The sequence below is a fragment of the Georgenia ruanii genome (assembly GCF_009193175.1).
Classification (GTDB): Bacteria; Actinomycetota; Actinomycetes; order Actinomycetales; family Actinomycetaceae; genus Georgenia; species Georgenia ruanii.
This window is the reverse complement of record NZ_VUKE01000001.1, coordinates 380,444-403,347: the sequence shown is the minus strand read 5'-3', so window position 1 is coordinate 403,347 and position 22,904 is coordinate 380,444. Positions and strand designations below refer to the sequence as shown.

At 75.9% G+C, this 22,904-nt stretch carries 19 protein-coding genes and 1 pseudogene; 16 read left to right on the top strand and 4 right to left on the bottom strand.

From position 1 onward, the window contains the following. Positions 1-140: 140 nt before the first annotated feature. Complete coding sequence (locus GD880_RS01845) at positions 141-587, top strand: ester cyclase (protein ID WP_226909301.1); 447 nt, start codon at positions 141-143, stop codon at positions 585-587. A gap of 61 nt (positions 588-648) precedes the next feature. On the opposite strand, the gene GD880_RS01840 is transcribed toward GD880_RS01845, so the two are convergent. Further along, positions 649-2,223, bottom strand: coding sequence for a DEAD/DEAH box helicase (locus GD880_RS01840; RefSeq protein WP_152229909.1), 1,575 nt, complete (start codon positions 2,221-2,223; stop codon positions 649-651). 306 nt (positions 2,224-2,529) lie between these two features. On the opposite strand from GD880_RS01840, the gene GD880_RS01835 reads away from it, so the two are divergent. Together GD880_RS01835 and GD880_RS01830 are read left to right on the top strand one after the other, a co-directional pair. After that, positions 2,530-3,075: a DUF1697 domain-containing protein gene (locus GD880_RS01835; RefSeq protein WP_152229908.1), complete on the top strand. Its 546-nt coding sequence runs from the start codon at positions 2,530-2,532 to the stop codon at positions 3,073-3,075. Between the two features lie 29 nt (positions 3,076-3,104). After that, entirely contained in the window at positions 3,105-3,758 is a 654-nt protein-coding gene (locus GD880_RS01830; protein WP_152229907.1) for a ferritin-like fold-containing protein, read from the top strand. A 47-nt stretch (positions 3,759-3,805) separates the two neighbouring features. Here GD880_RS01830 and GD880_RS01825 read toward each other — a convergent pair whose 3' ends face one another. Continuing rightward, positions 3,806-4,030, bottom strand: a complete 225-nt coding sequence (locus tag GD880_RS01825) for a DUF3107 domain-containing protein (RefSeq protein WP_152229906.1) — start codon at positions 4,028-4,030, stop codon at positions 3,806-3,808. Positions 4,031-4,162: 132 nt separating this feature from the next. Between GD880_RS01825 and GD880_RS01820 the strand changes: the two genes are divergently transcribed. The 3 genes from GD880_RS01820 to GD880_RS01810 are packed head-to-tail and all read left to right on the top strand — an operon-like array spanning position 4,163 to position 11,710. Then, positions 4,163-4,942: a DUF3152 domain-containing protein gene (locus GD880_RS01820; RefSeq protein ID WP_152229905.1), complete on the top strand. Its 780-nt coding sequence runs from the start codon at positions 4,163-4,165 to the stop codon at positions 4,940-4,942. Between the two features lie 28 nt (positions 4,943-4,970). Beyond that, positions 4,971-8,237: a UrvD/REP family ATP-dependent DNA helicase gene (locus tag GD880_RS20995; protein WP_152229904.1), complete on the top strand. Its 3,267-nt coding sequence runs from the start codon at positions 4,971-4,973 to the stop codon at positions 8,235-8,237. A gap of 50 nt (positions 8,238-8,287) precedes the next feature. Then, positions 8,288-11,710: an ATP-dependent helicase gene (locus GD880_RS01810; RefSeq protein ID WP_152229903.1), complete on the top strand. Its 3,423-nt coding sequence runs from the start codon at positions 8,288-8,290 to the stop codon at positions 11,708-11,710. Between the two features lie 100 nt (positions 11,711-11,810). Here GD880_RS01810 and GD880_RS01805 read toward each other — a convergent pair whose 3' ends face one another. Further along, positions 11,811-13,142: a phosphotransferase gene (locus GD880_RS01805; protein ID WP_264372260.1), complete on the bottom strand. Its 1,332-nt coding sequence runs from the start codon at positions 13,140-13,142 to the stop codon at positions 11,811-11,813. Positions 13,143-13,418: 276 nt separating this feature from the next. Between GD880_RS01805 and GD880_RS01800 the strand changes: the two genes are divergently transcribed. Then, entirely contained in the window at positions 13,419-14,861 is a 1,443-nt protein-coding gene (locus tag GD880_RS01800) for an amino acid permease (protein WP_152229902.1), read from the top strand. A 99-nt stretch (positions 14,862-14,960) separates the two neighbouring features. On the opposite strand, the gene GD880_RS20185 is transcribed toward GD880_RS01800, so the two are convergent. Then, entirely contained in the window at positions 14,961-15,332 is a 372-nt protein-coding gene (locus GD880_RS20185) for a hypothetical protein (RefSeq protein WP_193314314.1), read from the bottom strand. 356 nt (positions 15,333-15,688) lie between these two features. Between GD880_RS20185 and GD880_RS01790 the strand changes: the two are divergent. The 9 genes and pseudogenes from GD880_RS01790 to GD880_RS01750 form a co-directional block, all read left to right on the top strand. Next, positions 15,689-16,639 (top strand): annotated as a pseudogene (locus GD880_RS01790) (CpaF family protein); the annotation flags it as partial. A 221-nt stretch (positions 16,640-16,860) separates the two neighbouring features. Next, the gene (locus GD880_RS01785) at positions 16,861-17,721 is read left to right on the top strand and encodes a type II secretion system F family protein (protein WP_152229901.1); all 861 of its coding nucleotides are present in this window, start codon (positions 16,861-16,863) and stop codon (positions 17,719-17,721) included. After that, positions 17,718-18,650 carry a type II secretion system F family protein gene (locus GD880_RS01780; protein WP_152229900.1) on the top strand — a complete coding sequence of 311 codons (933 nt, stop codon included), beginning with the start codon at positions 17,718-17,720 and terminating at the stop codon, positions 18,648-18,650. Before GD880_RS01785 ends, GD880_RS01780 begins: the two co-directional genes overlap by 4 nt. Positions 18,651-18,710: 60 nt before the next feature. Beyond that, on the top strand, positions 18,711-18,908 hold the full coding sequence (locus GD880_RS01775) for a hypothetical protein (protein WP_152229899.1): 198 nt from the start codon (positions 18,711-18,713) through the stop codon (positions 18,906-18,908). A 74-nt stretch (positions 18,909-18,982) separates the two neighbouring features. Next, entirely contained in the window at positions 18,983-19,348 is a 366-nt protein-coding gene (locus GD880_RS01770; protein ID WP_152229898.1) for a TadE/TadG family type IV pilus assembly protein, read from the top strand. A gap of 206 nt (positions 19,349-19,554) precedes the next feature. Next, on the top strand, positions 19,555-19,944 hold the full coding sequence (locus GD880_RS01765) for a pilus assembly protein (protein ID WP_226909299.1): 390 nt from the start codon (positions 19,555-19,557) through the stop codon (positions 19,942-19,944). Then, positions 19,941-20,432 carry a hypothetical protein gene (locus GD880_RS01760; RefSeq protein ID WP_152229896.1) on the top strand — a complete coding sequence of 164 codons (492 nt, stop codon included), beginning with the start codon at positions 19,941-19,943 and terminating at the stop codon, positions 20,430-20,432. Before GD880_RS01765 ends, GD880_RS01760 begins: the two co-directional genes overlap by 4 nt. A 252-nt stretch (positions 20,433-20,684) precedes the next feature. After that, entirely contained in the window at positions 20,685-21,482 is a 798-nt protein-coding gene (locus GD880_RS01755) for an SDR family NAD(P)-dependent oxidoreductase (RefSeq protein WP_226909298.1), read from the top strand. A 55-nt stretch (positions 21,483-21,537) separates the two neighbouring features. Beyond that, complete coding sequence (locus GD880_RS01750) at positions 21,538-22,875, top strand: MFS transporter (RefSeq protein WP_152229895.1); 1,338 nt, start codon at positions 21,538-21,540, stop codon at positions 22,873-22,875. Positions 22,876-22,904 lie beyond the last annotated feature (29 nt).

Here is a 22,904-nt window from a genome sequence, read left to right as displayed (position 1 = left end):
ATGCTGGGCGGAACCGGGGAGGTCCGACCCCGGAGGTGGCTCATCGGCAGACGGCCGGCAGGGACTTACCGTCAGCGGGGCCGCGGTGCCCCGACCCGTGCGGGCGCAGCAGCCCGCGTGACCGACAGGGACGACCCACGATGATGACCACCGACGAGCGCACCGCGATGCTGCGGCGGTGTCTGGACGAGCTCTGGAACAAGGGCGACGTCGACGTCTGCGACGAGATCTTCGCCGAGCACTGCATGTTCCACGACCCGACCTTCCCGATGGAGGGCGTGGCCGGGATGAAGTCCTTCGTGCAGGAGCTTCGCGCGGCGCAGCCGGACTTCCACATGGACGTCCACGACGTCGTCTGCGCCGAGGACATGACCGCGACGCGGTTCACCTGCGCCGCCACCGCCCGGAACGAGTTCCGCGGCCTGGCCGGGACGGGCAAGACCTACGTCATGAACGGCATGGACATGAGCAAGTGGGAGGGGGACCGCATCGTCGAGCAGTGGACGGTCTACGACATGCTCGGCACGCTCCAGCAGGTCGGGCTGCTGCCCGAGCGCATGGGGACGGGGCACGAGATGCCCGCCTGAGCGGGGACGGGCCGGGCCCGGCAGCGTGGTGCTGCCGGGCCCGTCCCGTGTGTGGTGCCTGTCAGGCCTGCGAGCCCTCGGCGGGCTTGCCGCCCCGGGTCCGGCGGCGACGCCGGGTGCGGCGCGGCCGCTCCTCGTCGGCGTGCTCGTGGCCCTCGCGCGGGGCGCGGGCCCGCCCGCCCTCGCGGGCGCCGTCGTGCCCGCCGTCGTGCCCGCGGGCGCGGCCGCCGCGGCGGCCGCTGTGGTGCTTGCCGGTCTCGCCCAGGTCCTCGATCTCCTCGGCGTCCAGCCCGGCGCGGGTGCGCGCCCCGCGAGGCAGGCGGCCGGTGGTGCCCTCGGGGATGTCGAGGTCGGCGTACAGGTGCGGGGAGGTGTGGTATGTCTCCACCGGCTCCGGGGCGCCCAGGCCCAGCGCCTTGTTGATCAGCGCCCAGCGCGGCACGTCGTCCCAGTCGACGAACGTCACGGCGGTGCCGGTGTTGCCCGCGCGGCCCGTGCGGCCGATGCGGTGCAGGTAGATCTTCTCGTCCTCGGGGCACTGGTAGTTGACCACGTGCGTGACGTCGTCGACGTCGATGCCGCGGGCCGCGACGTCGGTGGCGACCAGGACGTCGATCTTGCCGGCCCGGAAGGCGCGCAGCGCCTGCTCGCGGGCGCCCTGCCCGAGGTCGCCGTGGATGGCGCCGGAGGCGAACCCGCGCTCGGCGAGGTCCTCGGCCACCCGGGCGGCGGTGCGCTTGGTGCGGGTGAAGACGATCGTCAGCCCCCGGCCCTCGGCCTGGAGGATGCGCGCGAGCATCTCGACCTTGTTCAGGGCGTGCGCGCGGTAGACCACCTGGCGGATGTTCTTGACCGTGGCGCCGGAGTCCTCGGGGTCCTGGGCGCGGATGTGGGTGGGCCGGGTCATGTACCGGCGGGCCATCGCCACCACCGCGCCGGGCATCGTCGCCGAGAAGAGCATGGTGTGCCGGCTGGCCGGGGTGCGCGAGAGCAGGGTCTCGACGTCGGGCAGGAAGCCCAGGTCGAGCATCTCGTCGGCCTCGTCGAGGACCACGGTGCGCACGTGGGACAGGTCGAGGATCTGCTGCTTGAGCAGGTCGATCATCCGGCCCGGCGTGCCCACCACGACGTCGGCCCCGCGCCCGAGCGCCTCGATCTGCGGCTCGTAGGCGCGCCCGCCGTAGACCTGCACGACGCGGACGGTGCGGCGGCGGGACGCCGCGGCGAGGTCCTCCGCGACCTGCTTGGCCAGCTCGCGCGTCGGCACGATGACGAGCGCCTGCGGCCTGCCGGGCGCGTCCAGGGCGTCGTAGCCCTCCTCGCCCGGGGCGAGCAGGTGCTGGAGGAGGGGGATGCCGAAGCCGAGGGTCTTGCCCGTGCCGGTCTTCGCCTGGCCGATGATGTCCTGGCGGCGCAGGGCCACCGGCAGGGTCAGCGCCTGGATGGCGAAGGGGTGCCGGATGCCGACGTCGCGCAGCGCGTCGACGATCTCGGCGCGCACGCCGTAGTCGGCGAAGGACTTCTCCTCCAGGTCGGCCGCGGCGCCCTCGTCGGTGATGTCGGGGGTGGCCTCGTCAACGACGGGGGCGGTCAGGTGCTCGACGTCCTCGAGCACCCCGGTGTTCACGTCAGTCATGAAAGGGGTGTGCCTTGTCGTCCGTGGCGGCACGCCGCACACACGCGTCCGGCCTCGATCGTGCCGGGGCGCAGGGGTCGTACCACCTGCTCGTGGCAGCCGATCGTGATCATGTCGTGCCGCTGGGGGCGGCTCAGGCTCAGGCTTCTACGAGACGACCGGGCAACCGTGTACCCCTCAAGGGTAGCGCCTGCGGGGCGGCGGCGTCCGTTGGGGGCAACGTGGGCCGCGTCACGGTGGCGGGCACGTGGGGCCGGACCGCTCGAGCGTGGCCACCGGAGGCGCGGCGGCCGGTACGTTCGGGCCATGCACAGGTATGCCGCGCTGCTGCGGGGGATCGCGCCGAGCAACCCGAACATGACCAACGACAAGCTGCGCGGGGTATTCACCGGGCTCGGGTTCGAGACCGTGGGATCGGTGCTGGCCAGCGGCAACATCGTGTTCCGCAGCGCCGAGGACGACGTCCCGGCGCTGGAGCGGCGGATCCAGCGGGCCCTCAACGACGAGCTCGGCATCGCCGGCGGCACCATCATCCGGGAGCACGCCGAGCTGCGCGCGCTGCTCGACAGCGACCCGTTCCCCGGGCTCACGCACGGGCGCGGCACGTACCTCACCGCGACCTTCCTCAAGGACGGCGCCGGGCCCCCCGAGCGGCTGCCGGAGCAGCCCGACCCCCTCACCCGGGTCGTCGGCTACGACGGCGCGGCCCGCGTCTTCCTCGCCGTCATCGACAACAGCGAACCCGGCACGACGCCGGACTTCATGTCGTGGCTGGAGCGGTCCTACGGCGCGGACATCACCACGCGCACGTGGCTCACGGTCCAGCGCATCGTCAAGAAGCTCGAGAGCTGACCGCCCGGGCGACCCCCTAGCCTGGCACCATGCCCGCGCCCCGTGACCCCGCCGCCGTCGTCGACCTCCTGGGTCTGCACTCGGCCATCCAGCTCGCCGCCTTCACCCGGTTCGCCAAGGACGCCCAGCACGCCCCCGACCTGCCCGGGCAGGTGACGATCTCGCGGATCGCCGCCGGGGAGCTGGCGCACCTCGACCAGCTCGAGCGGCTGGCGTCCGAGCTCGGCGCGGACTTCTACACCGCCACCGGGGCGTGGGGACACCTCATGGGCGACCTCGACCGGCGCACCGCCCCGGGGGACTGGTCGGAGCGGCTGGTCAAGACCTACGTGGCGTTCGGGGTGCTCGCCGACCTGCAGCGCGCGCTGTCGGCCGACCTCGGCGAACCGCTCGGCGCCGTGGTGTCGGACATCCTCGCCGACAACGGCTACGCCGACTACGTCGTCGCCGTCCTCGGCCCGGTCATCGCCGCCGAGCCGCAGCTCGGCGCCCGGCTGGCGCTGTGGGGCCGGCGGGTGGTCGGGGAGGCGCTCGGCATCGCCCAGCGCGCGCTGGAGGTCCGGCCCCGGCTGCTCACGCTCCTGCCCGCCGAAGGCGCCGCCGCCGACGGGGCCGACCGGGTGCGCCACCAGCTGTCCGGCGGTCACGCGCGGCGGATGGCCCGGCTGGGCCTGACCGCCTGAGCGCCCGCCCCGCCGGCGCGCCGGCGGGGCGGGCGCTCAGGCGCCGGTCACACCAGGCCGAAGCCCACCCGGCGCTGCTCGGCCGGGCCCAGCTCGACGAACCCCAGGGCACCCGCGGGGACCACGACGTGACGACCCTTCTCGTCCTGCAGCACGAGGTTGGTGTTGTCCGACAGCGCCTTGTCCACCGCCGCGAGGACCTCGTCCGGGCTCTGCGTGGACTCGAGCGTGATCTCGCGCGCGACGTTCCGGACGCCGATGGTGATCTCCACAGTGTCTCCTCCTTGACGGTGGCGAGCGTCGCCCGGACGCGGTGCCGGGCGGCGCTCGCAGTACTGCGGCCCATCGTAGGTCGTGCCGGTGACGGGCCGCCGTCCGGCGGGCCGGCACGGCCACATGAAAAGATGACGGATGTGCCCGTAATCCGTGCCCTCCTCGCCGTGCTCGGCGTCCTCGCCGCGCTGGCGGCGGGCGCGCCGGCCGCCGCGGCGACGGACGAGCCGGCCCGCTCGGCCGCCTCCGCCGCGGCACACCCCACCCCGCCGGCGGACCCCGCGGCGCCGCCGCCGTTCAACCTCGCCTGGCTGCGCGCCAGCGTCGTGTCCGTGCTCCAGGCGGAGCGGGCCCGCGCCGGCCTCACCGCCGACGAGGTGCCCCCGGCGGGCGCGGGGCGCGTGGTGGTGGTGCCCGGCACCGTCCCGGCGCCGCGGGAGGCCGCCGACGTCCGCACGGTCCGGGTCGAGGTGGAGGACGGCCTGCCGGTGGACGGCGCAGCGTTCGCCGGCTACGTCATGGAGGTCCTCAACGACCCGAGAAGCTGGGGCGCGGACGGCACCCTCGCCTTCGCCCGCACCGACGGCGCGGCGGACGTGCGGGTGCTGCTCGCCTCGCCGGACCTCACCGACCGGCTCTGCTACCCGCTGCGCACGCTGGGCCAGGTCTCCTGCGCCACCGGGGGCGCCGCGGTCCTCAACGTCCGGCGGTGGTCCGACGGCGCGGCACCGTTCACCGCCGCCGGCGGCACGGTCAGCGAGTACCGCCGCTACCTCGTCAACCACGAGGTGGGCCACGTGCTCGGGCACGGCCACGCGCGCTGCCCCGGGACCGGGGAGCTCGCCCCGGTGATGGTCCAGCAGACGCTCGACCTGCAAGGATGCCGCCCGAACGGCTGGCCGGCGCCGTGATGTCGGTGCGTCGTGATGACATCGGGGCATGCCACATCCCGCTGCCCCGACCGCCGCGTTGCGGCTGAGCCTGCCGGTGCCGCCCCCGCCGCCGCCCGCGCTCGACCCCGTGCAGGCGCGGGCGGCGGCGTGGCCCGGCGACGGCGGGCACGTGCTCGTCGTCGGCGCCCCCGGCAGCGGCAAGACGACGACGGCGCTCGCGGCCTTCCTCGCCCGCGCCCGCGCCGAGGCCGGGCGCCCCGGCCGGCCCGGCGGCGGGGACCAGGGCGTGCTCATGCTCGTGCCCACCCGCCGCGGGGCCGCCCGGGTGCGCGACGCGGTCGCCGCCCGGCTGGGCCGCACCACCACCCAGGTGCTGGTGCGCACGCCCGCGTCGTTCGCCTACTCGGTGCTGCGCCTGCGCGCGACGCTGCTCGGCGAGCCGGCGCCCACCCTCATCACCGGCCCCGAGCAGGACCAGGTGCTCGGCGAGCTGCTCGCCGGCCACCGGGCCGGGTTGGGCGCGCCGGTGCGCTGGCCGGACAGCATCGGACCGGAGACCCTGGCGCTGGGCGCCTTCCGCGACGAGCTGCGCGACCTGTTCATGCGCGCCGCCGAGCTCGGCCTGGGGCCCGAGGACCTCGCGGCCCGCGGCGAGCGGTACGACCGCCCCGAGTGGCTGGCCGCCGCGGTGCTGCTGGCCGAGTACCAGGACGTCACGGCGCTGGGGGAGATGACGCCGGACCGCGGGGCCCGGCTCGACGCCGCCCGGATCGTCGACGAGGCCACCGCCGCGCTGCGCGCCTGGGAACGGGAGGTGCCCGGCCACCCGCGGCCGCGGTGGTCCGCCGTCGTGGTGGACGACCACCAGGACTCCACGCTCGCCACCGCCCGGCTGCTGCACGTCCTGGAGCAGGACGGCGCGCAGCTGCTGCTGCACGGCGACCCTGACGCCGGCGTGCAGGGCTTCCGCGGCGGCAGCCCGGCGCTGGTCGGGCTGGCCGAGACCCGCGAGCCGCTCGGCGGGTTCGGCGCGACGCGGCTCGTGCTGCCCACCGTGCACCGCGGGGACGGCGTGCTGCGCTGCACCGCCGTGGCCGTCACCCGGGCGATCGCCACTCTCGGTACCGCCGAGCACCGGCGCGCCGGGGTCGCCGCGGCGCCCGCCGGCCCCCCGGGCAACGAGGGGCCCGCCGCCGCCCCGGACGGGCCCGCCCAGGCCGGCGGCCGGCCCGCCGCGCCGCGCGGCGTGGAGGTGTCCCTGCTGCGCTCGCGGGCGCAGGAGGGCGCCTTCGTCGCCCGCCGGCTGCGCGAGGAGCGGATCTACCACGGCACGCCCTGGTCGCAGATGGCCGTGGTGGTCCGCTCCTCCGGCGACCTGACCAGCTTCCAGCGCATGCTGCGCAGCTGGGGCGTGCCGGCCGGGGGCACCGCGACGCCCGGGGTGCTGCGCGAGGAACCGGCCGTGCGGCCCCTGCTGACCGCGCTGCGCGCCGCGCTGGCGGGCCGGATCGAGGCCGAGCAGGTCGTCGAGCTGCTCACCTCCGCCATCGGCGGGATGGACGCCGTCTCGCTCCGCGCGCTGCGCCGGGTGCTGCGCGGCCGGGAGCGCGCCGCCGACGGCGCCCGGCCGGTCGACGAGCTCCTCGTCGAGGTCGTCGCCGACCCCGAGGCGGCGCGCTCGCTGCCCCCGCACGTGCGCCGTGCCCCGCTGCGCGTGGCGGGCGTGCTGGCCGCCGGCCGCACCGCCCTGGAGGCCGACGGCGTCACCGCCGAGACGGCGCTGTGGGCCCTGTGGGACGCCGCCGGGCTCGCCGAGCCGTGGCGGGAGCGCGCCGTGGCCGGCGGCGCCGGGGCCGACCGGGCCGACGCCGACCTCGACGCCGTGATGGCCCTGTTCAAGGCCGCGGAGGTGTACACCGACCGCACCGTCGGCGGCGGCCCGGCCGGGTTCGTCGACCACGTCACCGCCCAGGACCTGCCCGCGGACTCCGTCGCCGCGCGGGGCGTGCGTGCCGAGGCGGTCCAGGTGCTCACCCCGGCCGCCGCGGCCGGCGAGGAGTGGCAGCTCGTGGTCGTCGCGGGCCTGCAGGAGGACGTCTGGCCGGACCTGCGCCTGCGCGACTCCCTGCTCGGCGCCGGGGCCCTCGCCGACGTCGAGGCCGGCCGGTCCGCGGACGGGCGCCGCGCCGTCGGCCCGGCCCGCCGCCAGGTCCTCGACGACGAGCTGCGCATGCTGGCCGTCGCGGTCACCCGGCCCACCCGCCGCCTGCTCGTCACCGCGGTCCTCGACGAGGACCAGCGCCCCTCGTCGTTCTTCGACCTCCTCGCCCCCGATGGCGCCGAGCCGGCCGACCTGCTCGCCAGCGCACCCGCGCCGCTGGACCTGCGCGGCCTGGTCAGCGAGCTGCGCTGCGCCGTCGAGTCGCCCGCCGAGGACGACGCCGCCGCCCGCCGCCGGGACGCCGCCGCGGCGCTGCTCGCGCACCTGACGGACCAGGGGGTGACCGGGGCCGCCCCGGAGGAGTGGGCCGGGCTGGCCGCGCCGAGCAGTGAGGTGCCGCTGCGCCCGGCCGGCGCGCCGGTGCCGGTGAGCCCGTCCAGCGTGGAGCAGGCCACCAGCTGCTCGCTGCGGTGGGCGCTGGAGCAGGCCGGCGGGCGGGGGGAGCGCAGCATGGACCAGTCCGTGGGCTCGCTGGTGCACGAGATCGCCGCGGAGCACCCGCACGGCACCGCCGCGGAGATGCACGCGGCCCTCGAGGCGCGCTGGGCCGGGCTGGGCCTGGGCGAGGGCTGGGTCGGCCGGCGCCAGCGCGTGCTCGCCGACGCCATGATCGACCGGCTCGCCGCCTACCTCGCCGGGGTGCCGGGGGAGGTCGACGTCGAGCGGGAGTTCACCGCCGACGTCGGCCGGGCACACCTGACCGGCCGGATGGACCGCGTCGAGCACCTGGGCGAGGGGCGGGTGCGGGTGGTCGACCTCAAGACCTCCGCCAGCCCGGTCAGCGCCGACAAGGCCGCCGAGCACGCCCAGCTCGGCGCCTACCAGGCGGCCGTGGACGCCGGCGCGTTCGGGGAGGCGCACGCGGCCGGCGGCCGGCTCGTCTACCTCGGCACCGGAAAGGGGGCGGCCGTGCGGGCCCAGCCGGCCCTGGCCGACGCGGAGGACCCCGCGTGGGCCACCCGGCTGGTCACCGAGGCCGCCGAGGCCATGGCCGGGTCCACCTTCGTGGCCCGCCTCACCGACCAGTGCCGGCACTGCCCGGTGCGCACCTCCTGCCCGCTGCAGGACACCGGCGGGAGGGTCACCGGATGAGCCGACCCAGCCCCAGCCCCTCTCAGCCCGTCACCGCAGCGAGGACCCCGATGCCGACACCCACCCAGCACCCGGCCGCGGACGCCGGACCGGTCGCCCCCACCGGCGACGCCGCGCCCGCCGTGCGGTACAGCGCCACCGACATCGCCCAGGCGCTGGGCCAGCACACGCCCACCGACGAGCAGCGCGCCATGATCGAGGCCCCGCTCGCGCCGCTCCTCGTGGTCGCCGGCGCCGGCTCGGGCAAGACCGAGACGATGTCCGCCCGGGTGGTCTACCTCGTCGCCAACGGCCTGGTCGACGCCGAGCAGGTGCTCGGCCTGACCTTCACCCGCAAGGCCGCGGCCGAGCTGGCCCACCGGGTGCGCCAGCGGCTGCGCCGGCTCCGCGCGGTCGGCCTCGTGGCTCGGCCGGAGACCGAGGACGACGACGCCGCCGCGGCCACCCTCGACGCCGACCGACCGCACATCGCCACCTACAACTCCTTCGCCGGCAGCATCGCCCGCGACCACGCCCTGCGCGTAGGCGCCGACCCCGACGCCCGGCTCGTCACCGAGGCGGCCGCCTGGCAGCTGGCCGACGACCTCGTGCAACGCTGGGCCGAGGAGCTGCCCACCGACCGGTCCCCGGCCACCGTCACCAACGCCGTGCTGGCCCTCGCCGGCGCGCTCGGCGAGCACCTTCTCTCCCCGGCCGAGGCCCGCGAGCTGCTCGAGGACCTCCACCGCGACCTGGTGGAGAAGGAGCCCGAGGGGAAGAAGAAGGACCCCTACGCCGAGGTCGCCAAGGCCGCCCGCGCGGTGCGTGAGCGGATCGCCCTGCTGGACCTCGTCGCCGCCTACACCCGGCTCAAGCGCGAGCGCGGCCTGATCGACTTCGGCGACCAGGTGGCCCTCGCCGCCCGCATCGCCGCCGAGGTTCCCGACGTCGGCGCCCAGCTGCGGGCCCAGTACCGGGTGGTGCTCCTCGACGAGTACCAGGACACCTCCGTCGCCCAGCTGCGGCTGCTCAGCTCGTTGTTCGGCGCCGGGCACCCCGTCACCGCCGTCGGCGACCCCAACCAGGCCATCTACGGCTGGCGCGGGGCCTCTGCCGCCGCCCTCGCCACCTTCCCCGACACCTTCCCCACCGCCGCCGGCGACCCGGCCGCCACCCTCGCGCTGAGCACCTCCTGGCGCAACGACCGGGCGATCCTCGACGCGGCTAACACCATCGCCGCGCCGCTGCGCACCGGACGCGTCGGCGGCCCGGACATCACCGTGCCGGTGCTGCGGGCCCGCCCGGGCGCGGGAGCGGGCCAGGTGCTCGGCGGGTACCTGCTCGGACAGGCCGACGAGGCCCGGCAGGTGGCCGCGTTCCTCGCCGCCCGGTGGGACCCGGCCACCGCCGAGACCGCGGCGGTGCTGTGCCGCAAGCGCTCGCAGTTCGCCGGCGTCGTCCAGGCGCTGCGCGAGGCGGGGCTGCCCGCCCGCGTGCTCGGCCTGGGCGGGCTGCTGGCCACCCCCGAGATCGTCGACCTGCGCGCCGCCCTGCAGGCCGCGCACGACGCCGGCCGCGGCGACGCCCTCATGCGGCTGCTGACCAACCTGCGTCTCGGTGTCGCCGACCTGCACGCGCTGCAGGACTGGGCCCGCGAGCTGGCCCGTGCGGCCGCCGCGAGCCTCACCGACGACGACGCCCGCCGGCTCGACCCGCGCGAGGAGTCCAGCCTCGCCGAGGCCGTCGACCACCCCCCGGCCGCCGGGTGGACCAGCCGCCGCGGGCACACCCTGACCGCCGTCGGCGCCGGCCGGGTCCAGCGCCTGGGCGCCGTGCTGCGCCAGGTCCGGGCCCTGACCTACCTGCCGCTGCCCGAGCTGGTCGTCGCCGCCGAGCAGCTGCTCGGCCTGGACATCGAGGTCGCCGCCCGGGCCGGCCGCGGCGGGGGTAGCGCCCGCGCCAGCCTGGACGCCTTCGCCGAGGTGGCGGCCGGCTTCGCCGTCGACGCCGAGCAGCCCACCCTCGGCGCCTTCCTCGCCTGGCTGGACGCCGCCGAGGAGCGCGAGCGCGGCCTCGACGCCGCCGAGCCGGCCGGCGAGGAGCCCGAGTCCTCGGTGGTGCAGGTGCTCACCGTCCACGCCGCCAAGGGCCTGGAGTGGGACATCGTCGCGGTCCCCGGCCTGGTGGAGACCCAGTTCCCCGGTTACGACGGCAAGCCGTCGGCCGACGGCGCCGTGTCGGGCTCGGGCTGGCTCACCGACGTGCGCGAGCTGCCCTACCCGCTGCGCGGGGACGCCGAGTCCCTGCCCGAGCTCGACCTGCTCGGCGCCGTCACCCACAAGGACGTCGAGGAGGCCCGCAAGCAGTTCCGCGCCGACGCCGGCGCCCACCAGGTGGCCGAGGAGCGGCGCCTGGCCTATGTGGCCGTCACCCGCGCCCGCAGCACCCTGCTGCTCACCGGCTCGTGGTTCCGCGACGGCAAGAGCGCCCTGCCGCCCTCGCGGTTCCTCACCGAGCCCTACAGCGTGGGCCAGGTCGCCGACATGCCGCTGCCCCCGGCGAGCGCGGACGACGGCGACGCCGACGGCGGGTCGACCCGGTCGGCGTGGGCGCCCCGGCCGGGCGACGACGTCACCAACCCGGCGCTGGAGGAGGAGGTCACCGCGCTGTGGCCGGTGGACCCGCTCGGCCCCCGCCGCCCCCGGCTGGAGGCGGCGGCCGCGGCCGTCCGCGCCGCCGCCGAGCGGCAGCGCACCCACCCCCTGCGGCTGGACGAGCCCATGCCCGACGACGCCGCCGCCCGCTGGCTGACCGACGCGCGGCTGCTGCTCGCCGAGCGGGACGCCGCCGGCACCCGCGAGCAGGAGGTCCCCCTCGCCGGCCACCTCTCGGCCTCCGCGGTGGTCGGGCTCGTGGCCGACCCGCGCGCGTTCGCCCGCAACCGCCGCCGCCCCGTGCCCACCGAGCCCACCGTGGTCTCGCGCCGCGGCACCCGCTTCCACCAGTGGGTCGAGCACTTCTACGGCCAGAGCGCGCTGCTCGACATCGACGACGTCGAAGGCAGCGGGGAGGACCGCGCCGAGGCGCCGCACCTCACCGACGCCGAGCTCGCCGCCCTGCAGCGCACCTTCGCCGCCTCGGAGTGGGCCCAGCGGGTGCCGGTGGCGGTGGAGGTCGACCTCGAGACCCCCGTCGCCGGCACCATCGTGCGCTGCCGCATCGACGCCGTCTTCGACGGGCCCGACGGGGTGGAGGTGGTCGACTGGAAGACCGGCCGCCCGCCCCGCGGCCCCGAGGAGCTCGCCCAGCGGGAGATGCAGCTGGCGCTCTACCGGCTCGCCTGGGCGCGGGCGGCCGGGACGGCTCTGGAGCGCGTCGGCGCGGCGTTCTACTACGTCGGGGCGGACGAGACCGTGCGTGCCGGGGCGCTGAGCGAGGAGGAGATCGTCGGGCGCATCACCGCGGCGCTCGCGGCCGGGCATGCGCCGGCCTGACGACTCCACCTCCCCGGCGGCTCGGCCGGGAGCGGCAGGCCCGGTGCCTCGCCGGACCCGCCGGGCCTGCGGTCCGTCGGGCGGTCAGCCGCGGCTGAGGTCAGCCGCGCCGGTCGTCGCCGGCGGGCACGTCCTCGGCTGTCTCGCGCGCCGCGAGGAAGTCGGGCAGGTCGGCCAGGTCGAGCGGCTCGGTGTCGGCCGCCGGGTCGGGGTGCCGGCGGGCGTCGGCGGACGCCGCGGCGTCGCGGCCCCCGGACTTGGCCTCCGCCGCGGCGGACGAGGCAGCCCCGCCCGGTCCCGGGTCGGTCCCCGCCGCGCCGGTCGGCTCCGTCGCGCCGGCCCCGGCCCGCTCGCTGTCCGCACCGGTTGCCGCCTCGGCCGCGCCGGTCTCGGCCGTGGCAACCTCGTCGGCTCCGGCGGCGGGCGCCTCGGCGTCGCCCGCGACGTCCGCCCACGCGTCCTCGCCGGGCCAGGTGTAGTCCGGCACGACGACCGGCTCGTGCGCGCCGATGCCCGGGGCGTCCTCGACGTCGGCGGCCAGCTGGCGCAGCATCGCGGCGGCGTCGTCGACCACCGCCTGCTCGTCCGTGCGCACGCCGTGCAGCAGCCAGCGCGCCAGCGCCAGCTCGGAGACGAGCAGCGCCCGGTCCAGCAGGTGGCCGTCCGGGCCCTCGGTCCGCGCCAGGGCGTAGGCCTCCTCGATGGCGTCGAGGGCGTCCTCCGGCGCGGCCGCCATGAGCCAGCCGAGGTCCTCGGCCGGGTCGCCGACGTGGGCGTCGGCGAGGCTGAGCAGGGCGGTGATCTGCCCGTCGTGGACGAGCACGTGCTCGGGGGCGAGATCCCCGTGCACGGGGGTGGCGCGGAAGCGCCACAGCGCCACGTCCTCCAGGGCGTGCTCCCAGCGGTTGAGCAGCACCGAGGGCACGTGCCCGGTGCGGGCGGCCTCGTCCACCTCCGCCAGGCAGCGCCGGCGGTAGGCCTCGGCGTCGTAGACGGGCAGCCCGGCGTCGGCGATCACGGCGGTGTCGAGCTCGTGGAAGGCGGCGAGGGCCCGGCCCAGCTCGGCCGACAGGCCGGGCCCGCCCCTGAGCCGGTCGAGGTCCAGGGGGCGGCCGACGAGCTCGCGGTAGACCATCGCGCGCCCGCCCTCGGGCAGGGCGGCGAACCCGGCCGGGCGCGGGACGGCGAACGGCAGCCGGCCGGCGTCGACGGCGGGGGCGAGGTTGGCGAGCAGCTCCACCTCGCCCTCCAGGGAGGCGCCGGCGGCGGGGTGCAGCGGCGCCCGGATCACCCAGTGGCGCCCGCCGCCGTCGAGCAGACCGGTGGTCTGGAAGTCCGTCGTCGCGCGCTGGGGCGGGCGCGTGGCCACCACGTCGAGGCCGGGCACGGCCGTGGTGGCGAGGGCGGCGAGGGCGAGTGCTGAGCGGACCACACGGCCACGGTAGGCGGCGGCACCGGGCGGAGCGTGGCACACGCGCCGAAAGGTCCCGCTCCCGGACGCGGGCGAGGCGCCGCAGGGAGCGGAATGGCGGGGCGCGCCGGCCGGGATCCGGTGTCCGGCCCGGGTGCGTGGTTGTGGACGGGCGTCTCAGGAAGTGACCCCCGACACCGGTCGCCCGCGGGCGCGGAGGTACGGTCTTCCCCCGCGTGACCCGGTCCAGAGCCCCGCCGCGCGCCATCCCCACCACCTGTCTCAGGAGTACTTGTCATGCGCTCTGGAGCGTCGCAACCCGTCGCCGATGCCGAGCAGCCCGGCCTCGCCCGGTCGCTCAAGCCCCGCCACCTGTCGATGATCGCCATCGCGGGGGTCATCGGCGCCGGCCTCTTCGTCGGCTCGGGAGCCGCCATCCGGCAGGCCGGCCCGGGCATCCTCGTCGCCTACGCGGCCGCCGGCCTCGTCGTCATCCTCGTCATGCGCATGCTGGGCGAGATGGCGGCGGCCAACCCCGAGACCGGCTCCTTCTCCGCCTACGCGGACAAGGCGCTGGGCCCGTGGGCGGGCTTCAGCATCGGCTGGCTCTACGCGTGGTTCTGGATCATCACCCTCGGCATCGAGGCCACCGCCGGCGCCGCGATCGTGCACCGCTGGGTGCCCGGCGTCGACCAGTGGGTCTGGGCCCTCGTCCTCATGGTGGCCCTGACGCTGACCAACATCGTGTCGGTGAAGTCCTACGGCGAGTTCGAGTTCTGGTTCGCCTCCGTCAAGGTCGCGGCCATCGTCGTCTTCCTGCTCCTCGGCGTCGCCGCCATCGCCGGGCTCCTGCCGGGCGTCGAGGCGCCGGGCCTGGCCAACCTCACCGGCCACGGCGGCTTCTTCCCCAACGGTGGTGCCGCCGTCATGGCGGGCATCCTCGTCGTCGTGTTCGCGTTCTTCGGTGCGGAGATCGCCACCATCGCCGCGGGGGAGTCCACCGACCCGGTGGGCGCGGTCAAGAAGGCCGTGAACTCCACGGTGTGGCGGATCCTGCTGTTCTACATCGGGTCCGTCGCGATCGTCGTCACGCTGCTGCCCTGGGACGACGCCTCGGTGGCCAAGAGCCCGTACGTGGCGGTCATCGAGCACTACGGCATCCCGGGCGCGGGCGTGATCATGGACGTCATCGTGCTGACGTCGGTGCTGTCGTGCCTCAACTCCGGCCTGTACACCGCCAGCCGCATGATCTTCTCGATGGCCACCCGCGGGGAGGCGCCGCGCTCGTGGACGAAGGTCTCCCGCCGCGGGGTGCCCCGCAACGCCGTCCTGGCCTCGACCGTCGTCGGGTTCATCACCGTGGGCCTGAACTACCTCGCCCCCGGGGAGGTGTTCCTCTTCCTCGTCAACACCTCCGGAGCCATCGCGCTGTTCGTCTGGCTGGTCATCGCGGTCTCCCAGCTGATCCTGCGCCGCCGCCAGGAGGCGGCCGGGGCCGAGCTCACCGTGAGGATGTGGGCCTTCCCGTACCTCACGTGGGCCACCATCGTCGTGATCGTCGCCATGGTCGTCGGCATGGTGGTCATCGGCGAGACGCGGGAGTCGCTGCTGCTGTCGGCCGGGCTCGCCGTCGTCGTCGTCGCGATCGGCGCGGTGCGCCAGCGACGCGGGCACCACGCGGCGGCGGAAGCGTCGCCATCAAAGGAGCCGGCGACTGCGCTGGAGCCCGCCGCGTCCTGACGGCACGCCACGAGACGAAGCACCCCTGGGCGGCGATCGCCCAGGGGTGCTCTCGTGGTGCATGGCGCGGCGCGGCGTCAGCCCGCGCCGCGCGGTGCGTCAGTACCCGCCGGCGCCGACGGCGGCCACGATGACGAAGAAGACGAAGGCCAGCACGCCCAGGGCGAGGAAGACGACCCCGATCCAGCCGAGCACCTTGCCGGCGGTCGCGGACTTGCCGAGCTTCTCCGCCTTGCTCGCCTGCCACAGGGCCAGCGGGGCGAGGATCGGCAGCACGATCACGCCGAGGATCCCGAAGACCAGGGACAAGGTGGCGGCGCTGTTGGCGTCGGCCGCCGCCTGGTTGTAGCCGTAGCCGTTGCCGTAGGCGGGCGGCGCCGCCGGCGGGTAGCCGCCGGCGTAGGGCGCCTGCTGGTACGGCTCGTTGTAGCCGTGCGGGGGCTGGGAGGACTGGTACGGACTCTCGGACATCTCTCTCCTCGTCACACGTGGGGGCTATTCGTCCCTATCGGCCTGGCGCCCGGGGGAGTGAGGCGTTGCAGGGTGCCGACGGGACCATCGGGCCAAAGGTATGACGCTCGGAGGCGCGTTCCGTGGCGCCGCGCGCGGCCGGCGGGCCCCGCAGCACTGGAGCCCCCAGGCGGCGGGGATGTCGCCGGCGCCGTCCACAACCCGGACCGAAACCCCACCCCCGGCACGGGCCGGTCCCCTAAGTTCTGCTCTACGTATCGGGCAGGACCGGGCTCCATTCGCGGGGGTGATGGCCGGTGGACGACGGCGTCGCGCTGCTCGAGTCCGAGGTGCGGGAACTGGTGCGCCGCAAGGGCATGGACCCCGCGCGGGACGCAGACGGCGTGCGCACCCTGGTCGCGGCCGCGCTCGCGGACTACGACGATCGCTCCCTGGCCGGCCTGGTGCCGCCGCTGCCGGACCCCGGGGCGGTCGCCAAGCAGGTCCTCGACGCCGTCGCCGGCCTCGGGCCGCTGCAGCCCTACCTCGACGACCCCGAGGTGGAGGAGGTCTGGATCAACGAGCCGGGCAAGGTGTTCGTCGCCCGCGGCGGGCGCCCCGAGCTGACCACGACCATCCTCGACGAGGGGCAGGTGCGCGACCTCGTCGAGCGGATGCTGCGGGCCTCCGGCCGGCGCCTGGACCTGTCCACCCCGTTCGTGGATGCCGCGCTCGCCGGCGGCGAGCGCCTGCACGTGGTGATCCCGGACATCACCCGCTCGGCCTGGGCGGTGAACATCCGCAAGTACGTGGCCCGCGCGCGCCGGCTGAGCGACCTCGTCGCGCTCGGCTCCCTCACGCCGCAGGCGGCCGGGTTTCTCGACGGCGCCGTCGTCGCCGGCCTCAACGTGCTCGTCTCCGGGGCCACCCAGGCCGGCAAGACCACCATGCTCGGCGCTCTCGCCGGCGCCATCCCGGCCGCCCAGCGCGTGATCAGCTGCGAGGAGGTCTTCGAGCTGCGGCTGAGCAACCGGGACGCGGTGGCCCTGCAGACCCGGCAGCCCAACCTCGAGGGGGTCGGCGAGGTGCCCCTGCGCCGCCTGGTCAAGGAGGCGTTGCGCATGCGGCCCGACCGGATCGTCATCGGCGAGGTCCGCGAGGCCGAGGCGTTCGACATGCTCATCGCGCTGAACTCCGGCATCCCGGGCATGTGCACCCTGCACGCCAACTCCGCCCGGGAGGCGGTCACGAAACTGTGCACCCTGCCGCTGCTGGCCGGCGAGAACGTTACCGCCGCGTTCGTCATCCCCACGGTCGCCTCCGCCGTCGACCTCGTCGTCCATCTCGACCTCGACCGCCACGGACGGCGCGGCGTCCGTGAGATCGTCGCGGTGACCGGGCGGGTGGAGGACGCCGTGGTGGAGGCGGCCGAGCTCTTCGTGCGCCGCGCGGGCCGGCTCGTCCGCGGCGCCGGTCACCTCGCCGACGAGCGCTTCGCACGCGCGGGCTACGACGTCGCGGCGCTGCTGGCCGAGGACGGGCGGTAGCCGTGGGCGCCGTCGCGGGGCTGCTGCTCGGCGCCGGGCTGCTGTCGGTGTGGTTCTCCTTCTTCGAGCGGGCCGCCCCGCGCGTCCCGGCGCGCCCCACCTGGTCCCAGCGCACCCAGGACCTGCTCGTCCAGGCGGGCGCCCCCGCCGTGCGCCCCGTCTCCCTGGTCCTCACCTCCGCGGGCCTCGCCCTGGCGACCCTGTTCACCGCCGTCGCGGTCACCGCCTCGCCCCCGATCGCGCTGTGCTTCGCGGTCATGGTCGCCGCCGCGCCGACGCTGCTCGTCCGCTCGCGCGCCCGCCGCCGGCGCGCCGCGCTGCGGGCGGTGTGGCCGGAGGTGATCGACCACCTCGTCTCCGCCGTGCGCGCCGGCCTGTCGCTGCCCGAGGCGCTCGGCGCGCTCGGCGAGCGTGGCCCGGAGGAGGTGCGCGCGGAGTTCCGCGGCTTCGCAAGGGACTACCGCGCCACGGGTCGCTTCGACGACGCCCTCGCCGCCCTCAAGGCGCGGCTGGCCGACCCGGTCGCCGACCGCATCGTCGAGGCCCTCCGGCTCACCCGCGAGGTGGGCGGCACCGACCTCGGCCGGCTGCTGCGCACCCTCGCCCTGATGCTGCGGGAGGACCTGCGCACCCGCGGCGAGCTCGAGGCGCGACAGTCCTGGACGGTCAACGGCGCGCGGATGGCCGTCGCCGCCCCGTGGGTCGTGCTCCTCCTGCTCTCGACCCGCGCCGAGACGGCGGCCGCGTACAACTCCGCCGCCGGCGTCGTCGTGCTCGGCGCGGGCGCGGGCTGCTCCGTCCTGGCGTACTGGCTGATGGTCCGCATCGGGCGGTTGCCCGAGGAAGAGCGGGTGCTGCGGTGAGCCCCGCGGTGACCGGGGCCGGGATCGGCCTGGTCGGCGGGCTCGGGCTGTGCCTGGTGCTGTGGCGCCTCGGCGCCCGGCGCGTCACGCTCCTCGACCGCGTCGCGCCGTACCTGCGCGAGCGGCCCCGCACCTCGCGCCTGCTCGCCGACCGGCCGACCAGCACCCCGTTCCCGACGCTCGAGCGGCTGCTCGCGCCGGGGCTGCGCGACGCCGAACGGTTCCTCGAACGGCTGGGATCGACCTCGACGAGCATCCGCCGGCGCCTGCAGCTGGCCGGAGGCGCCATGACCCTCGACCAGTTCCGGATGGAGCAGCTGCTGTGGGCGGCGATCGGCCTGGCGGGCGGGCTCTTCCTCGCGGTGACGCTGGGGATGGTCCGCGGCGCCCCGCTGGCCCCCCTCCTTCTGGGCGTGGCGCTCTGCGCGGTCGGCGGCGCGGCGGCCCGCGACCAGGCGCTGACCCGGGCGGTGCGCCGGCGCCAGGAGCGCATGCGGGCGGAGCTGCCCGACGTCGCCGAGCTCCTCGCGCTCGCCGTCGGCGCGGGGGAGGGGCCCGTGGGAGCCCTGGAGCGGGTGGCGGGCACGACGCGCGGGGCGCTGGCCGAGGAGGTGCGACGGACGCTGGCGGAGGCGCGCTCGGGCGTGCCGCTGGCCGTCGCGCTCGAGCGGATGGCCAGCCGCTCCGACGCCCCCGCCGTGGGCCGCTTCGCCGAGGGGGTCGCCGTGGCCCTGGAGCGGGGCACACCGCTCGGCGACGTCCTCCGCGCGCAGGCGCAGGACGCGCGCGAGAGCGCGCGCCGCGAGCTGATGGAGACCGGCGGGAAGAAAGAGCTGGCCATGATGGTGCCGGTCGTCTTCCTCGTGCTGCCCGTCACCGTGCTCTTCGCGATCTTCCCCGGCCTCGCCGTCCTGCAGGTGGGCCTATGAGGTCGCCCGCCGGAGCGCGCGCGGCCGCCCGTCACCGTCTCGACCTAGGAGGCACGACCCATGCGGCCCACCCTGACGCACCGCGTCCGCGCCCACCTCGCCTGGCCCGGTCCGCGGGAGCGCGACCGCGGCGACGTCCCTGGCTGGGTGCTGGTCACCCTGATGACCGCGGGCCTGGTCATCGCGATCTGGGCCGTCGCCGGCCCGGCGCTGTCCAGCGTGTTCGAGACCGCGATCAACCGTGTGCTGAACTTCTGACCGCCCGCGACGGCCGGTGGCCGCGGCGGGCGGGCAGGGGCCGCGGCGGTGCCGGCGCTGCGGACGGCTCCGCGATGGTCGAGTTCGTCCTCGTCGCCGTCCTCGTCCTTGCGCTCGTCCTCGCCCTCATCCAGCTCACCCTGGCCCTGCACGTGCGCAACACCCTCATCGACTCCGCCTCCGAGGGCGCCCGGCACGCCGCCCTCCACGGCTCCGGCCCGGCCGACGGCGTCGCCCGCACCCGCGAGCTCATCGGCATGACGCTCTCGGCCACCTACGCCCAGGACGTCACGGCCGCGTTCGTGCCCGACGGTGACGGCCGGCTGGTGCAGGTGACGGTGCGCGCGCCGTTGCCGGTCCTGGGGCTGCTGGGACCGGCGGGGGTGGTGACGGTGCGCGGGCACGCCGTCGTCGAGCCGGACCTCGCCCTCGCGCCGTGAACGCGCCGGAGGCGGACGCCACCCGACGGCGGGGCCGGGGGCCGGGCCGGCGACGCGGCGGCGCCCGACGGCGGGACCCGGGGACGGGCCGGCGCGGTGGCACCCGGGGTGCGCGGCGGCGACACGGCGGGGCCGCAGGGGGCCGGCTCCGGCGGCGTCTCCGCCGGGCGCACGACGCCGGCAGCGCGGTCGTGGAGTTCCTCGGGGTGAGCCTCCTGCTGCTCGTGCCGATCGTCTACCTGGTGCTCACCCTCGCCCGGGTGCAGGCGGCCGCGTTCGCCGCCGAGGGGGCGGCGCGGGAGGCCGGGCGCATCCTCGCTCAGGCCGAGTCCCTCGACGCCGGGGTCGCCCGCGCCGAGCGGGCCGTCGCACTCGCCTTCTCCGACCAGGGCTTCGACGTCGAGGGCGGCGCCGCCCTCGCCGTCACCTGCGCCCAGGACCCGTGCCTCGCCCCGGGTGCGCAGGTGCTCGTCCGGGTCGACATGGCCGTCGACCTGCCCCTCGTGCCCGACGCGATCCGCGCCGAGGTCCCCGCCCGGGTGCCCGTCTCGGCCGCGCACCTGGTGGTGGTCGGCACGTTCCGGGAGGCCCGGTGAGCGCCCGCCACCCCGGCGCGCGCGGCGGCGCGCCCGCCCGCGAGGAGGGCCAGATCCTGCTGCTCACGCTCGCCTTCGCCACGCTCGTGCTGGCGCTCGTCCTCGTCGTCTCCAGCGCCTCGGCGGTGCACATCGAGCGCAAGCGGCTGCTCGCGCTCGCGGACGCCGTGGCCGCCGACGCGGCCGACGCCCTGGACGAGGCGCGGTACTACGGGGGTGCCGGCACCGGGGGCCCCGGCCCCACCCGGGTGCCGCTGAGCGAGGCGTCGGTCGAGGAGGCGGTGGGGCACTACCTCGCGGCGGCCCCGGCGGCGGTCGTGGGGGAGTTCGAGGGGCTGCGGGTCGGCGAGCCCACCGGCACCCCCGACGGCGTCACCGCGCAGGTCACGCTCGTCGCCCGGGTCCGGCCCCCGCTGGTGCCCTGGGTGCTGCTCCCGTGGCGCGACGGCATCGCCGTGCATGCGACCTCGACCGCCCGGGCAGGCTGAGAGTCAGCCACGGTTGCGTCATACGCAAAGCCCTCTGAGTGGCTTGCGCTAGGAACAAACCGTCGCCTACGTTCGTGCCCCGGGGCAGCACGGGACCACAGTCCGTTCCCCGTCCACCACAGTGCCGTCAGCGCTGCGCCTTATCGCCGCCGCAGCGCATCACGGCCTCCACGGCTCGCCCGTCACCCCCGGCGCGTGTCCGTGTGCCCGCTCGGCCCGCACCTCCACCTCTCGTTCGACGAAGGAGTCCCCGTGAGACAGACGCCCAGCACCCGGCACGAGCCCTCCCCGCGCGTGCCGGCCGTCGACGGCGCGCGCCCCGACCGGCGACGCACGGCGCAGCGCGCCGTCGTCGTCGGCGCCTCCAGCGGGATGGGCGCCGCGATCGTGGCGCGACTGGTGGACGAAGGGCACGCCGTGGCGGCCCTCGACCTGCCGGACGCGACCTGGCGGGAGGGGCTCGACGTCGCGCATCTCGGAGCCGTTGACGTCACGGACCCAGATTCGGTCGAGCAGGCGATCGCCGGCGCGACAGCGGCGCTCGGCGGCCTGGACGTCGTCGTGAACTGCGCCGGCATCCTCGGGCCCGTCGAGCCGACCCTCGAGACCACGCAGGCGACGTTCGAGCGCATCGTCACGCTCAACCTGGGCGGGGCGTTCGCCGTCACCCGCGCGGCCCTCGCCCGGATGGTGCCGGCCCGGTACGGCCGCATCGTGCACATCGCCTCCATCGCCGGCAAGGAGGGCAACCCCCAGATGGCGGCCTACTCGGCCTCGAAGGCCGGGGTGATCGGGATGGTCAAGGCGGTCGGCAAGGAGCACGCGGCCAGCGGCGTCACCATCAACGCGATCGCCCCCGCCACCATCGAGACGCCCCTGATCGCCGGGATGACCGAGGAGCGCCAGGCGGTGCAGCGCTCCCTCATCCCGATGGGTCGTTTCGGCACCGTCGGTGAGGTGGCCGCGCTCGTCGCCTACATCACCTCCCGGGACGCCTCCTTCACCACCGGGTTCGTCTACGACCTGTCGGGCGGACGGGCCGACTACTGAGCGTGCGTCCGTCTGCCCATTCCCACCCCACCACTTCCCAGAAAGGGTCCAGTCAATGACGACGACCAGCGTCAAGCCCCCAGTCTCGCCGTCCCGTCGCAGGACGCGCGGCACGAACCAGGGGAAGCGTTCGTCCCTCGCCGGCTTCTTCGGCGGGGCGCTCGAGTACTACGACATGTACATCTACGCGTCGGCCTCGGCCCTCGTCTTCAGCCAGGTGTTCTTCCCCGACGCCGGAGCCACCGGCCTCCTGCTCTCCCTGGCCACGTACGGCGTGGCCTACCTGGCCCGTCCCCTCGGCGGCTTCCTCGCCGGGCACTTCGGTGACCGGCTGGGCCGGCGCAACGTCATGATCGCGACGCTGCTCGTCATGGGCGTCGCCACGTTCCTGATCGGCTGCCTGCCCGCGTACGACAGCGTCGGGATCCTCGCGCCGATCCTCCTCGTGGCCCTCCGGCTGCTCCAGGGGCTCTCGGTCGGCGGCGAGGCCGCCGGCTCCACCTCGCTCACGCTCGAGCACGCCCCCGAGGGCAGGCGTGGCCTGTACACCTCCTGGATGATCAACGGCATCTGGGTCGGGTACATCCTCGCGACCCTCGCGTTCCTCGCCGTGGCCGCGATGCCCGACGAGCAGCTGCTCTCCTGGGGCTGGCGCGTCCCCTTCTGGTTCAGCGCCGTCATCGTCGTCTTCGGCCTCGTCCTCCGCCGGACGATCGAGGACCCCGAGGTCTTCGTCGAGACCAAGGAGAAGGAGACGGTCTCCCGCGTGCCGGTCGGCGAGCTGCTGCGGCACCAGCCCCTCGACGTCGTCCGCGTCATCTTCGCCGCGTTCCTCATCGTCATCAGCTCCGTCGTGCCGGTCTACGGCCTCACCTACGCCACCCACATCGTCGGCATCGAGGCGAGCGTCATGCTGTGGACCGCCATCTTCGGGTACGCGACGGCCCTGGTGACCCAACCGCTCTTCGCCAAGCTCAGCGACAACATCGGCCGCAAGCCCGTGCTGATCGCCGGCAACCTCGTCGGTGCCGTCGCGGTCTGGGAGTTCTTCTGGGCCGTCGGCCAGGCGAACGTGCCGATGATCTACCTCGGCATGTTCCTGTGCATCACCATCGCCTTCGGTGCCACGAACGCCGTCTACCCCGTGTTCTTCAGCGAGATGTTCAACGTCAAGTTCCGGGTCAGCGGGATGGCCATCGGCCTGCAGCTCGGCATCGTCCTCACGGGCTTCTCGCCGTCGATCATCCAGGCGGTCTCCAGCGCGAACGACGACGCCTGGTGGCCCGCGGCGGCGCTGACGACCGTCGCGTGCGTGATCTCGGCGATCGCCGTCGCGACGGCGCGCGAGACCTACAAGGTCCCGCTCGACCAGCTCGGCGCGCGCCACGTCTGAGACCCGGCCGGCCGGCCGGTGACGTTGGC

What these genes read in the sequence shown, in the direction of transcription:
- GD880_RS01845 (WP_226909301.1), top strand. Translation starts at nt 141, where the DNA reads ATGATGACCACCGACGAGCGCACCGCGATGCTGCGGCGGTGTCTGGAC.
- GD880_RS01840 (WP_152229909.1), bottom strand. Translation starts at nt 2,223, where the DNA reads ATGACTGACGTGAACACCGGGGTGCTCGAGGACGTCGAGCACCTGACC.
- GD880_RS01835 (WP_152229908.1), top strand. Translation starts at nt 2,530, where the DNA reads ATGCACAGGTATGCCGCGCTGCTGCGGGGGATCGCGCCGAGCAACCCG.
- GD880_RS01830 (WP_152229907.1), top strand. Translation starts at nt 3,105, where the DNA reads ATGCCCGCGCCCCGTGACCCCGCCGCCGTCGTCGACCTCCTGGGTCTG.
- GD880_RS01820 (WP_152229905.1), top strand. Translation starts at nt 4,163, where the DNA reads ATGACGGATGTGCCCGTAATCCGTGCCCTCCTCGCCGTGCTCGGCGTC.
- GD880_RS20995 (WP_152229904.1), top strand. Translation starts at nt 4,971, where the DNA reads ATGCCACATCCCGCTGCCCCGACCGCCGCGTTGCGGCTGAGCCTGCCG.
- GD880_RS01810 (WP_152229903.1), top strand. Translation starts at nt 8,288, where the DNA reads ATGCCGACACCCACCCAGCACCCGGCCGCGGACGCCGGACCGGTCGCC.
- GD880_RS01800 (WP_152229902.1), top strand. Translation starts at nt 13,419, where the DNA reads ATGCGCTCTGGAGCGTCGCAACCCGTCGCCGATGCCGAGCAGCCCGGC.
- GD880_RS20185 (WP_193314314.1), bottom strand. Translation starts at nt 15,332, where the DNA reads ATGTCCGAGAGTCCGTACCAGTCCTCCCAGCCCCCGCACGGCTACAAC.
- GD880_RS01775 (WP_152229899.1), top strand. Translation starts at nt 18,711, where the DNA reads ATGCGGCCCACCCTGACGCACCGCGTCCGCGCCCACCTCGCCTGGCCC.
- GD880_RS01770 (WP_152229898.1), top strand. Translation starts at nt 18,983, where the DNA reads ATGGTCGAGTTCGTCCTCGTCGCCGTCCTCGTCCTTGCGCTCGTCCTC.
- GD880_RS01750 (WP_152229895.1), top strand. Translation starts at nt 21,538, where the DNA reads ATGACGACGACCAGCGTCAAGCCCCCAGTCTCGCCGTCCCGTCGCAGG.